Below are 15391 nucleotides of genomic sequence, written 5' to 3' on the forward strand. Positions count from 1 at the left end.
ATGAAGGCCTACGCTGCGCTATTTAGTGCTCTCATTCTCATTTCAGTCACGATTATACCCGCTGTTGGTTTTGGAGCCGCTTCTAACCAGCCGGCTCTGGATAGTAATGTCCAGATAACAATCGAAGAGGATTCAAAAATAAATCAAATTACTAATACCTCGTTAGATTCGAGTGATCCAGACGGCGATTCAATCACGTACAACGTTTCTGTTGGCGTCTTGAACGGCACACTGTTTGTCGATGGGAGTGGGAGCGGATCTGTAAACGAACTCCTTGACGGCGGCGAAGCCGTCGAGACGGGATTGTTCACGCAGGCAGACATCGACGATGGGAGTCTGTACTACAGCCACGACGGCTCCGAGTCGGCGAACGACAGCTTCGAGTTTGATGTTACAGACGGAAACGGCAGTTCGTCTGGCCCCCACACGTTCAGTATCAACGTGACGGCGGTTGATGACCCGCCAACACTGACGACGAGTTCGGCCGGGACCAACTATACGGCGTCGGCCGGCGGCTTTGTTGTCGACGAAAACCTGACTGTGACCGATCCGGACGGTGGGACGATCGACGGAGCGACCGTCGCTATCGGGTCAGGATTTGATGCGGATGTGGATACACTCGTGGTGAACAGCACCGCGGTGTCGGATGCCGGTCTCACCAGCAATTATGATACTTCCAGAGGTGTGCTGACGCTCGAGGGGACCGTGTCGGCTGCCGAGATGCAGACGGTTCTGCGAACGGTCACCTACACCTACTCGGGCGAGACCACGGCGTCGGCGCGCGACCTCGACGTGTCGTTCGCGCTGGGAACCGATACTGGTGGGAATGTGGAGTACCTCCCGGAAACCGGCCACTTCTACGAGTACGTCTCGACGGATGAGACGTTTCGGGGTGCCGAGCAGGCAGCTGCCAACCGCTCGTATCTCGGATTGTCTGGGTACCTGACGACGGTAACCAGCGCACAAGAGGATACCACGGTCACAGACCTCTCCGGACCAGCATGGATCGGGGCCTCCGATAGGGTTGAAGAGGGTAACTGGACATGGATTACAGGTCCGGAAAAGGGGACGCAATTCTGGCAGGGAGCAGACGATGGGTCGGTAAAAAACGGGCTGTACGCCGGTTGGGATAGCAGTCAGCCGCAGGCCGACCGGGGAGATGAAGACGGTGTTGTGATAAACGCGTACGCTACCCCGTGGCACGACGAATTCATCGATCAAGGGACGTCCTATGGATACGTCGTTGAGTACGGCGGTCTGAGTGGCGACCCGTCGGTGACAGCCGAGCGAACCGTCACGGTCGATACCGACGCGCCGACGGTGACGACGAGTTCGAGCGGGACCGATTACACGTTTACTGATGGCGGGTTCGTGGTCGACGACCAGCTGACCGTGACCGACCCGGACGGTGAGGCAATCAACGGGGCGACCGTCGCCATCGGGTCGGGCTTCGACGCGAGCGTGGACAGACTTGCGGTGAACAGCACCGCGGTGTCGGATGCCGGCCTCACCAGCAGTTATGATACTTCCAGAGGTGTGCTGACGCTCGATGGGACTGCGTCGGCCGGTGAGATGCAAGCAGTTCTGCGAACAGTCACCTACACTTATTCGGGCAAGGCCACAGCATCAGCGCGCGGCCTCGATGTGTCGTTCGCGCTGGGAACCGGCGGTAACATCGTGTTCGACCCGACGACTGACCACTACTATGAGCACGTTTCGCAGGGGAAGAACTTCGACAATGCGAAAACAGCAGCCGCAAGTAACACACACCTCGGGCAAGCGGGCTATCTGGCTACAATCACCAGTGAGCGAGAGGACGAGACTATCTTCAATCTGACACCGAATAGGGTCTGGATCGGGGCATCCGACGAGGCCACAGAGGGCAACTGGACCTGGGTCACCGGATCAGAGAACGGGACGCAGTTCTGGAGTGGTGATGGATCTGGAACCGTGGTGAATGGTGGGTACGACGGATGGGGTGAGTATGGGAACGGTCCTGAACCACAAGGCGGCACCTACGCCGTGGCCCACAATCAGAATCAGATAGGGTGGTTTGACTCGGGGGACGGCACCAATGAATACATCGTTGAGTACGGCGGGCTGAACGGTAGTTCTTCGACGACCGCCCAGCGAACCCTCACAGTCGATACCGAGGCACCGACACTGACGACGAGTTCGGGATCGGTATCGAACACCACCGCGAGTGGCAGCCACCTCGTCGACGACAAGCTGACCGTGACTGACCCGGACGGCGGGACGATCGACACTGCGACGGTGAGTATCGACCAAGGATTCGATCCGAACAGTGACAAACTCTCATTAAATACGACCGTCGCCGCCAATCGTGGGATAACGAGCACGTACGACGACACGACGGGCGTGCTGAACGTCTCAGCGAACAGTTCGGCCACGGTGACGGCCGACGACTTCCAAGCGGTCCTTCGTACTGTTACGTACAATTTCACCGGAACGTCGGCCACCAACGAGTCGGAGCGGACCGTGCCGATCAGGTTCGCACTGGATGCGAATCAAAAACAGGTCACCGCGTACGACGGACATTACTACGAATTCGTTTCAGACAGTGTGAGTTGGAAAACCGCCAAGCGCGACGCCGAGAACCGGTCTCACCTCGGGTTACAAGGTTATCTCGCGACGCTGACGAGTCAGGAAGAGGACGACGAAATCCAGAGCAAGTTTACCGATAGGGCGTGGATCGGTGCGTCCGACGAGGACACGGAGGGTGACTGGACCTGGGTCACCGGCCCGGAGAACGGAACGTTGTTTTGGAAGGGAGCCAGCTCTGGCTCCGAGCAAAACGGGGAGTACGCTGGATGGACAGACAACAACCCGAGTAATCATAACGGAAATGAGCACTATGCAGAGATCAATTGGAAAGGTGGTTGGAACGATCACAAGCTAGAGAGTGATAATGCACAAGGCTACCTCGTCGAATACGGCGGCCTGACGACCGACTCGGCGATCACCGCCCAGCGAAACGTCACGGTCGACACCGGCGCACCGAACGTCACCAACGTCACGATCAGACGAACCAGCGGCGGCGGTGTCGTCACGACGAACGACACGATCGAAGTGAGCGCCACCGTGACCGACGCGTCTCCGATCCGGTCGGTCACTGCCTCCGCGAGCGCGTTCGATGCGGGGACGGTACATCTCAGCGACGACGGCCCGAACTCCAGCGCTGCCGACGACGTGTACAGCGCGACGTTCACCGTCGGCCCGGACCCGATCGAGCGGACCCAGTCGGTGACCGTTCGCGCGACCGACGACGCCGGAAACGGCGGCACTCCACCGGGAGACCTCGTGTACGACTCGATCACGGTCAACCCAGAGGGGACGACCGACTTTCGTACCGTCACGCTCCCGCGCTCGTTCGAGAATCCCGTCGTCATCGCGAAGCCGCTGGAGTCGACCTCTCCCGGAAAAGCCGGGAGCAACGTCCCGAACGATCTGCGCGGGACCCCACGAGTTCGGAACGTCCAGTCGACGTCCTTCGAGATTCGCGTCGAGGAGTGGTCGGTCCAGGACGACGAGACACACCCCCCGGCGAACGTCTCGTACATCGTGGCCGAGGCCGGCACGACGACACTGGACGGCGGCACGAAAGTCTCCGCTGGGACGATCGAGTTGAACGAAAACGATGGATTCCAGCCGATCACGTTCGAGGAGTCACTCAACAATCCCGTCGCGTTCGCCAACGTACAGACGGCTAACGACATGGATTCGGTCAGCACACGCGACAAAAGTGTCGATTCGAACGGGTTCAGTTCAAAGATCGAAGGCGACCAAGGCGATCAGGACAGTGGGACAGAACCGAATCCACACGGAACCGAGACGCTGGGGTACATCGCCATCGAACAGGGGGACTCGGCGCTGGGCGAGACCGGGTTCACTGCTGGTACGCGAGGCAACGTCGACGAGAATTTGGCCAGCATCAACTTCGGCGGCTCGTACCCGGCTGGCTTCGTTGCCGCTATGCAGACGAACAGTGGAGGTGAAGAATCGTACCTTCGATACGACGGTCGAACCGACACCGGTGTCGAGGTTCGAATCGAAGAGGATCCAGTCGACAACAGCGATGGTCACATCAGCAACACTGTCGGCTATCTCGCCTGGAACGAAAGCACCCAAGTGACCGGCACCCGGTCGAACGGGCTTTCGGTCGACACGTCCGCGCCGCGGATCGACGACCTGTCCGCATCGCGCACCACCGGCAACCCGCCGGTCTCGACCGGAGACAAGTTCCGGGTGACGGCGACCGTGACCGACGCCGGGGCCGTCTCGACGGTCGAGGCCGACGTCGCTGCGCTGGACGCAGATCCCGGAACGATCACGCTCGACGCCGTCGGTACCGACACGTACGAAGGGACGTTTGAGGTCGGAGGGAACCCCGACCCGACGCGAGCGGTCGCCGTGACCGTGACAGACTCGCTGGGGAACAATGCCAGCGCAACGACGATTGCCGGGAGTCAGGCGTCGTGGGACCACACGGTCAACGGCACCGTCCAGACCGGCACGTTTGCCGGTAACGGCTCGACGGTGGACCCGTACATCATCGACTCGCTCGTCGATCTACAGGCGATCAACAAGAACGCCACCACGCGCGGGTACAACTATCAGCTGGGCTCCGACCTCGACGCCTCGGCCACGCGGTCGTGGAACGTGCCCAGCGAACACGGGGAAGGGTTCGCGCCGATCGGTGGGCTGTTTGGCATCGACAGCGGTGCCGCATTTAGTGGCTCGCTCGACGGCGGCGGCCACACGATATCGAACCTGTCGATCGATCAGAGTGCGACTACAAAAAACGAGCTCGGGTTCGTCGGGACACTGGAATCGGGTGGTGTGGTTCGGAACCTCGCTCTCACGAACGTCTCGGTCGTCGGTGACAGACACATCGGTGCGGTGGTCGGAGAAAGCGCTGGGACTGTCCAGAACGTCACCGTATCAGGGACGGTCGAGGGCCGCCAGGAAATCGGTGGCGTCGTTGGGACTGTCACGTCTGGAGGGACTGTGAACAACGTCAGCGCGAGCGTGACTGTCACCGCGAGCGGGCAGTACGTCGGTGGGCTCATCGGTGATCACCAGAGTTCGACGCCGGTGACCGACGTGAACGCCTCGGGGGCTGTCACCGGAACCAGCTACACTGGCGGCCTCGTCGGGCGGGCGCGGACCGGCGTCATCAACGCCTCCGCCAGCGGCGACGTGACGAGCACGTCCGGCGGGTACGCTGGCGGGCTTGTGGGATATTTGAACGCGTACGATGATGAGGTGGTCAGAGCCGTCAAAGCGACAGGCAACGTCTCTGCAGGCAGTGCCCACGTGGGTGGGCTCGTCGGGTACGTGGACCAGAACTCGGGCAGTGATGAGGTCACGATGTCCGACGCTCACGCCACCGGCGATGTCAATACGACGAATAGCGGTAGTAACGCGTACGTCGGCGGGCTCGTTGGTCGCTTCCACGAAAGCAGGGATCTTACCGACGTCTCTGCCACCGGCGACGTTACCAGCGCAACTGGCAGCTATGTCGGCGGCTTGGTCGGTCGACTGCGAATGGAAAACGGTAATCAGGTCGTCAGTAACGTCTCCGCGACCGGCAACGTCACCACCACGGGAGACAGGATTGGGGGATTGATCGGGAGCCACGAGGACGGTCAGACAATCAGCAACGCCACGGCGACCGGTGACGTGTCGACTGCGGGAGATTATGTCGGCGGGCTTGTCGGTAACACACGAGCGTCGATCACGAACGCCAGCGCAAGCGGTGAGGTCACCACGGACGGACAGGAAGTCGGCGGGCTCGTGGGATACTTAGAGGCGCACTCCGACGAGGTGGTCAAGGCCGTCAAAGCGACAGGCAACGTCTCTGCTGGTAGTTCCAACGTGGGTGGGCTCATCGGGTACGTAGACCAGAGTTCGGACAGTGACGAAGTCACGATGTCTGACGCCCACGCCACCGGCGATGTCAGTACGACGTACGATGCTGGAGGTAACGCACAGGTGGGCGGGCTCGTTGGTCGCTTCCACGAAAGCAGAGACCTCACGAACGTCTCTGCCACCGGCGACGTTACCAGTGCAACTGGCAACTATGTCGGTGGCCTGATTGGCCGGCTCCAAATGGAAAACGGCAATCAGATTGTCAGCAACGCCTTCGCGACCGGGGCTGTCACCTCCACGGGAGACAGGGTCGGTGGGCTCATGGGCGATTCTAACGGGATCATCACCGACTCGTACGCTCACGGTGCTGTCAGCACCACAGGGCAGCGGGTCGGTGGACTGGTCGGGAGCCACCAGGATGGGCCGATCAGGAATGTCACGGCGACCGGCGACGTGTCGACTACGGGACGCAAAGTCGGCGGGCTCGTCGGCTACACACAAACGTCCGTCACGAACGCCAGCGCGAGTGGTGAGGTCACCACTGATGGGCAGGAAGTTGGCGGGCTTGTTGGAGAGCTGGACGCGCACTCCGACGAGGAGGTCAGGACTGTCACGGCGACAGGCAACGTCTCTACAGGTAGCTACTACGTAGGTGGGCTCATCGGGTTCATAGACCAGAGCGGTACCAACGCTCAGTATCACGAAGTCACGATGTCTGACGCCCACGCCACCGGCGATGTCAGTACGACGTACGATGCTGGAGGTAACGCGTTCGTCGGCGGGCTTGTTGGTGACTTCCGAGATAGCAGGGATCTCACAACCGTCTCTGCCACCGGCGACGTTACCAGTACAACCGGCAGCTATGTCGGTGGCCTGGTTGGCCGGCTCCGATTGGATAACGTCAATCAGATTGTTAATAATGCCTCCGCGACTGGCAACGTCACCACCTCCGGGACCTACGTCGGCGGATTGATCGGGAGCCACGAGGGCGGTCAGACAATCAGCAACGTCAGGGCGACCGGTGACGTGTCGACTGCGGGAGATTATGTCGGCGGGCTTGTCGGCCGGACACGGGCCTCTATCACGAACGCTACCGCGAGTGGTGAGGTCACCACCAATGGACAGCGAGTCGGCGGGCTTGTGGGGTATCTGGACGCATACTCCGACGAGGAAGTGAGGACTGTCACGGCGACGGGCAACGTCTCCGCTGGCGGGCAATACGTAGGTGGGCTCATCGGGTACGTGGACCGGAGTGGCACCAACGCTCAGTATCATGAAGTCGCGATGTCTGACGCCCACGCCACCGGCAACGTTACCACGACGTACGCCGGGGCTAGCAACGCCTACGTGGGCGGACTCGTCGGCCGCTTCCGCGATAGCAAACACGTCTCCGACGTCTCCGCCACCGGCGACGTCACAAGTGAAAGTGGGAACGAAGTCGGTGGCTTGATCGGCCGACTCCGACAGGACAGCACGGCGTATGACCTCAGGAACGCCTCTGCGACCGGCGATGTCACTACCACGGGTCAAAAAGTCGGCGGACTGATTGGGTATCATACTGGTGGTAGCGTCGAAACCTCATACGCACGAGGGAACGTCTCCACCGATGGTGACCACGTGGGTGGACTCATCGGCCAGTCTACCAACCTTGTTGCCGACTCGTACGCGCGCGGTGACGTCACCAGCTCGGGGGACGAAGTCGGTGGACTCGTCGGTCGTCACGGCGATGAAGCGACTCGCGTGTACGCCAGCGGACGCGTCGAGGGCGGGAGCACCGTCGGCGGACTCGTCGGGAACAACAACGGAGCACTCTCGGACGCCTACTGGGATAGAGGCGCGACCAACCAGACGACCGCGACCGGAAGCGGCCCGTCGGAGGGCGCGACCGGCTACGGGACAGTCGGTGACTCCCGCGCGCTGAAGATGCAGGGCCGAGCGCCGACGACATTCATGAAGTCGTTGAACTACACGTCGCCGTGGAAGCTCACGAGTACGTATCCGGTCTTCCAGCGGGAGTCGAATACGACCGGGCCCTCGATTTCGCCTATTGGCTCGATGGAGGCCTCCGACACGACAGCACTGCAGACCGAGCAGACGACGATCGACGTCACCGCGACGGTCGACGGTAACCCTGCTGACGCAGGCTATGTGATCCGTGTCGACAACGCGGACGGCCTCACCGAACTCGCGGACGCCGGGGCCGTGACCGACGCGAACGGCACTGCAACGTTCACCTTCGCCGAATCAGCAATCGGGACGTTCACGCCGGGGTTCAGCGCGGCTGGTGAATCGACCGTCTCGACGACCGCGACGGTCGAGGTGGAGCCGGGCACAGTGCGGACGTACACTCGTGATGACGGCACCGAGCTGACGGCGACGTATCCCGGTAACGGGACGGACACGGGCCCGTACCTCCTTGACTCGCTCGCGGATCTCCAAGCGATCAACATCAACGCGACCACGCGTGGTGAACAGTACCGACTCGCCGAGGATATCGACACGTCGGCGACGAACAACGCCTCCTGGAACAGCGGCAGCGGCTTCGAGCCGATTGCGGGTGAGAGCGGAACATTCGACGGTACGCTCGACGGAGACGGGCACACAATCTCGAATCTATCTGTCAATCGGAGCGACACGAGTACGGCTGGGCTCATCGGCACGCTCGATTCGAACGGGGTGATCCGGAATCTGACGCTTCAGGACGCCTCGATCACTGGGAACGACGACCTCGGTGTGATAGCCGGGACCAGCGACGGAACGATCCAGAACCTGACCATCGAGAACGCCTCTGTCACCGGGAACAACGACCTCGGTGTGGCAGTCGGAATCAACAACGGCAGAGTCGAGAACGTCACCGCTTCAGGGACCATCAGCGGAAACGATCGGATTGGTGGTCTCGTCGGGACGATTGAGGCCAGCGGGACTGTCACCGGTGCAACCACCACCGCGACTGCAAGCGGCAGCCAGTCTATCGGCGGACTGGTCGGGGAGAGTAGCGGCGCGGTGAACAACGCCAGTGCGAGCGGGACTGTCACCGCGACCGGGCAGTACGCTGGTGGTCTCATCGGCGATCACCAGAGTTCGACGCCGGTGACTGACGTGAACGCCTCGGGGGCTGTCACCGGAACCAGCTACACTGGCGGGCTGATCGGGCGGGGGCAGGCTGACGTTATCAACGCCTCCGCCAACGGCGACGTGACGAGCACGTCCGGCGACCGGGTTGGTGGATTGATCGGCAATCACAATCCCAATCAGGCGGCGACGATCAGGAACGTCTCGGCATCGGGTAACGTGTCGGGCAGCGGCAACCGGGTCGGTGGACTGGTCGGTACTTCGGAGTCTGGCAACCAGATTACTGTCTCTAACGTTCACGCCACAGGGGATGTCGCCACAACAAACACTGGCACGTACGCGTACGCCGGGGGACTCTTCGGTCGACTTCGACACGCGACCGACGTGACAGACGTCTCTGCTACCGGTGATGTCAACGCTTCCAGTACGCCCGGAAACGGTCGCCGAGTTGGCGGACTAGCCGGCGAACTCCACCACGATTCAGCTAATTACATCCTGACGAATGCCTCGGCCAACGGTGACGTTGACGCGACGGGAGAGAAAGTCGGCGGGCTGATCGGGTATCATGATAAAGGGAGGACGATTAATAACGTTACTGCAACGGGCGACGTGTCAACTGTGGGAAAGAAGGTCGGCGGATTACTCGGAGAGACGGACGCTAGCGTCATCCGAGAGTCGTCCGCCAGCGGTGACGTGACGAGCACGTCCGGCGACCGGGTTGGTGGATTGATCGGCAATCACAATCCCAATCAGGCGGCGACAATCAGGAACGTCTCGGCATCGGGTAACGTATCGACCAGTGGCCAGAAGGTCGGTGGGCTGGTCGGCAGCTCAGATACTAACGACCAGATTACCGTCTCTAACGCCCACGCTACGGGTGACGTCAACGCGACAGAGACCGGCACGAACTCGTACGTCGGGGGACTCTTCGGTCGACTTCGACACGCTGTCGACGTGACAAACGTCTCCGCCACCGGTGACGTTTCGGCTCAAGACAACTCCTATGGTCGCCAAGTCGGCGGACTGTTTGGCGAACTCCACCACGATTCAGCTAATTACATCCTGACGAATGCCTCGGCCAACGGTGACGTTGACGCGACGGGACAGCGAGTCGGCGGGCTCATCGGCTACCACCAGAACGGTGAGGTGGTGAGAGACGCCACCGCGACTGGCGATGTGTCGGGTGGCGCTGGTTACGCGGGTGGACTGATTGGCGATCATACGAACGGTGAGACAATTGAAAACGTCTCTGCGATTGGTGACGTCGCCAGTGACGGCGACTACACAGGCGGACTGTTCGGACGTGTAAGTGCGAGCGTGAGCAACTCCTCAGCTAGTGGGACCGTGACGAGCACCTCCGGTGGGTACGTGGGCGGATTGGTCGGCCAATACAACCCTAGTCAGGCGGCAACAATCGCGAACGTCTCGGCGTCGGGTGACGTGTCAACCAGCGGCAATCGGGTCGGCGGATTGGTCGGCCAAGCGTTTTCGGGTTCTAACAAGCCGATCACCGTCTCTGATGCTCATGCTTCGGGCGCAGTCAACGCGACGGACGCTGGAAACACTGCTTACGCTGGCGGGCTTGTCGGGGAGTTCCAGAACGCAGGAAACCTAACAGATGTATCCGCGACCGGCGACGTTTCTGCTCAAGCCAGCGCCGACGGCAGAGATGTTGGCGGATTGGTCGGCTCGCTCCAGCACAATTCGGGAAGCTATGTCGTGGCGAACGCCTCGGCGACCGGTAACGTCAACGCGACGGGACAGCGAGTCGGCGGACTGATTGGGAATCTCAAGGGTGGAAGGAGCGTTGAAGCCTCGTACGCCAAGGGAGACGTTTCCACAAGCGGTGACACTGCCGGCGGACTCATCGGACAATCTGTTGAGGTGCCCATCACCGATTCGTACGCGCGCGGTGATGTCAACAGTTCGGGAAACAATGTGGGCGGCCTCGTTGGTTACACAACAGCAGATATCACGAACGCCAGTGCGAGCGGCGATGTGACGAGCACGTCTGGCAGACACGTGGGTGGACTGATCGGGCAATGGAAATTGAACGCTGATGATGGCCGCTTTGGTTCATCCTCATCAGCACTGGCAGGTCATCAGATGGTGAACGCAACCGCATCGGGCAATGTCAGTGCAGATAATAAATATATTGGTGGGCTAGTTGGACAGGTGTCTTCAGGGTCTGACTGCGCACGCGAGTTTGTTGACTTCGGAATTGCTTGTCGTAGCGGCACACAGGTACGTGGATATGCGCCGATATCTGACGCGCATGCTACCGGTGATGTCAACACGACATACGATGGTGATGGTAATGGAGATGCGCACGTGGGCGGGCTTATTGGCGGCATGGAAGGAGCCAGACAGCTCACCAATCTCTCCGCCAGCGGTGAGGTCACGAGTGCCAGCGGGGACCGCGTTGGTGGCTTGATTGGAAATGTAAATCACGCGGACGGAAACTATGGCATCACAAACGCTTCTGCGACCGGGAACGTGAGTACTACGGGGCAGAATGTCGGCGGGTTGATTGGGCGATATTTCGGTGGCGGTAGCGTCGAAACCTCGTACGCACGCGGCAACGTTTCCACCTCCGGGAACTACGTTGGCGGGCTCATCGGATCTACTTCTGAGCCCATCACCGATTCGTACGCGCGTGGTGACGTCAACAGTTCGGGAGACGCTGTCGGGGGGCTCGTCGGGTCCACGACCGGGGATGTAACTCGAACGTACGCCAGCGGACGCGTCAAGGGCGGTGGCAGCAGTGTCGGCGGCATAGTCGGGAGCAACGGTGGCACACTCTCGGACGCCTACTGGGACAAGGGCGCGACCAACCAGACGACCGCGACCGGAAGCGGCCCGTCGGAGGGCGCGACCGGCTACGGGACAGTCGGTGACACCCGTGCCCTGGAGATGCAGGGTCGGGCGCCGACGACATTCATGAAGTCGTTGAACTACACGTCGCCGTGGAAGCCCACGAGTACGTATCCGATCTTCCAACGGGAGTCGGAGACGGCCGGAAGTCTGCTCGCAACTGTCGACACCGTTGAAGCCACCGGCACAACCGGAGTTCAGACACAGCAGTTGACAGTCGAGGTCAACGCGACAATCAATGGCAGCCGTGTCGGCCCTGGATACTTCATCAACGTCTCGGATCCGAACGGCCTCGCCGAACTCGAAGGCCAAACAGCTCTGACCGATCGGAATGGCACCGCGACGTTCATGTTCGCCGAACCGACGACTGGCACCTTCGAGCCGACGTTCGTTGCGGTGAGCGATTCGAGTGTCACGGCGACCACGACGGTGGTAGTGAACGAGGGAACCGCACGAACCTACATCCGTGAGGACGGCACAGAACTGACCGCGGTGTACACTGGAAACGGTACCGCTGACAATCCGTACCTGATCGACTCACTTGCGGATCTCCAGGCGATCGACAACAGCAGTGCTGCGCGTACCGACGCCTACCGGCTAGCCGCCGATATCGACGCGTCGGCGACGAACGATGCCTCTTGGAACGGTGGCGACGGGTTCGAATCGATCGGCAGTGTCTCCGGGGAGACGTTCGACGGCACGCTGGACGGCGACGGGCACACCATTTCGAATCTGTCGGTTAACCAGAGAGACACGAGCACAGCTGGGCTCGTTGGCAAGCTGAGCTCGGGCGGAACGATTCAGAATCTGACAATCCAGAACGCCTCGGTCACTGGGAGTGACGAACTTGGTGTGATAGCCGGGACCAGCGACGGAACGATCCAGAACCTAACCGTCGCGAACGCCTCGGTGAACGGGAATAACGACCTCGGCGTGGCAGTCGGAACCAACGACGGCACGGTCCAGAACGTGTCCGGTTCGGGGACCGTCAGCGGGAACGATCGGATTGGTGGTCTCGTTGGAACCGTCAATAGTGGCGGTGTCGTCACCGAAGCGACTGCAACGGCGGCCGCAAACGGGAGCCAGTCCGTCGGCGGACTGGTGGGACAGAGTAGCGGGACGGTGAACAACGCCAGTGCGAGCGGGACTGTCACCGCGACCGGGCAGTACGCTGGTGGACTCATCGGCTATCATCAGAGTTTGACGTCGGTGACCGACGTGAACGCATCCGGATCTGTCACCGGGACAAGCAACACTGGCGGGCTAATCGGTTGGGGAGAGGCGAACGTAATTAACGCCTCCGCCGGCGGCGACGTGAACGGCACGTCTGGCGATGATGTCGGCGGCCTCGTCGGGTATTGGAATGTGCGTGAAAGCGGTCAGCGCATAACGAACGTCACCGCCTCGGGGAACGTTTCTGCGGATGGACAGCAGGTCGGTGGACTCGTCGGATTCGTCGACAAGGATGAGTCTGGTACTGCGTATTCCAGCAAGATTTCCAACGCACACGCTACCGGCGATGTTAGCGCAACAGGCCGGCGAGTTGGCGGGCTTGTCGGACTGTTTGAGGAGAGCCAAGATCTCAGTAATGTCTCGGCTGCCGGCGATGTCACAGGAGGTAGCTTGCAAGTTGGTGGCCTAGTCGGGGTACTGAATCACGCAGACGGGGCGTATGTCGTCAGAAACGCCTCGGCGACCGGCAATGTCACAGCTACGGGACGACGAGTTGGTGGACTGATCGGTGATATAGTTCGTGGCGGTGTCAAGAACTCGTACGCACGAGGGGACGTCTCCACCACTGGTGACAATGTAGGTGGGCTCATCGGGCGCTCTAATGACGGCGGGCCTATTGAGGATTCGTACGCGCGCGGTGATGTCACCAGTTCGGGGGATACTGTGGGCGGGCTTGTCGGAAGCACAAATACTGATGTAACCCAGGTGTACGCCAGCGGACGCGTCAAGGGCGGGAGCAGTGTCGGCGGACTCGTTGGCTCCGGTGGCACACTCGCGGACGCCTACTGGGACAAGGGTGCGACTAACCAGACGGATGCCACCGGAAGCGGCACACCGGCTGGAGCCACCGGCTTCGGCATAGTGGGTGACAACACCCGCGCTCTGAAGATGCAGGGTCGCGCCCCGACGCAATTCATGGCAGCGTTGGACTACACGTCACCGTGGAAGCTCACGAGCACGTATCCGATCTTCCAGCGGGAGTCGAACACGAGTGGAAGCCTGGTTGCACCCGTCGACACGATTGAAGCTACCGGCACAACGGCGGTTCAGACACAGCGGATAACAGTTGGGGTCAACGCGACGATCAACGGCAGTCGCGTCGGTCCAGGATACCTCATCAACGTCTCAGATCCGAGTGATATCGCCGAACTCGAAGGCCAAACGGCTCTGACAGATCAGAATGGCACTGCGACGTTCACGTTCGCCGAACCGAACGTCGGGACATTCAAACCAGAGTTCGAAGCGGTGAGCGAGCCGAGTGTTACGGTGACCGCGACGGTGGAGGTAAAAGACGGAGCAGCACGGACCTATACCCGCGAAGACGGCACCGAGTTGACCGCGGTGTATCGCGGAAACGGGACGACCGACAGTCCCTACGAGGTTGACTCGCTGGCTGATCTCCAGGCGATTGACAACAGCACCGCGGCACACGGTGATCACTACGCGTTGATCACGAATATCGACGCGTCTAGCACCAGTGAGTCGTCGTGGAATGGTGGCAGCGGGTTTGAGTCGATTGCGGCTGACACTAACGAGGCATTCACTGGCACACTCGACGGCAACGGGCACACGATATCGAATCTCTCGGTTGACCGAAGCGGAGCGAACAGAGCAGGCCTCGTCGGCAATCTCGGTTCGGACGGATCGATTCAGAACCTGACGATTCAGAACGCCTCGATCACCGGGAACAACGGCGCCGGAGCCGCAGTCGGGACCAGCGCCGGTACTGTCGAGAACGTCACCACCTCGGGAACGGTCAACGGAAACGATCGGGTTGGTGGCCTCATCGGCGAAACTATTGCTGATGGTGTTATTACTGGCTCGACTGCATCCGTGAATACATCCGGAAACCAGGCTATCGGCGGACTGGTCGGACAGAGTAGCGGCGCGGTGAACAACGCCAGCGCGAGCGGGGAAGTCACTGCGACCAGCAAGTATGCTGGCGGACTCATCGGTGATCACCAGAGTACGACGCCGGTGACCGACGTGAACGCGTCCGGAACCGTTAGTGGCACTGGAAGTGTAGGTGGTCTAATTGGTCGGACAAACATATCTCTCAGGAACGCCACTGCCAGCGGCGACGTCAACGGTACTACCGCTGAAAATAAAGGTCAGATTGGTGGGCTAATAGGAGAGCTCCGTGTAGACCAGCCGACGACGATATCAGACACGACTGCCACCGGAGCGGTCTCTGCGGATAATAAGTATGTGGGCGGTCTGATTGGGAACGCAGTAGGCGGGGATACCGCCCCCATCAACATCTCGGGTGCCCGGGCGCGTGGGACAGTAACACAGACGGATTCGACGATTGGGAGTGTAC

Annotated in this window: 1 protein-coding gene (cut by a window edge); it reads left to right on the forward strand. The window is 60.8% G+C overall.

All coding sequences use genetic code 11. The annotated features are described in order from the left end of the window. Nucleotides 1-15391: the 5' portion of a GLUG motif-containing protein gene (locus DMP03_RS12885; RefSeq protein ID WP_152120954.1), read on the forward strand. It continues 12380 nt past the right edge of the window; the window shows 15391 of its 27771 coding nt (coding positions 1-15391); its start codon is at nucleotides 1-3; its stop codon lies off the right edge, out of view.

It is taken from the genome of Halosegnis rubeus (assembly GCF_009184545.1).
GTDB lineage: Archaea > Halobacteriota > Halobacteria > Halobacteriales > Haloarculaceae > Halosegnis > Halosegnis rubeus.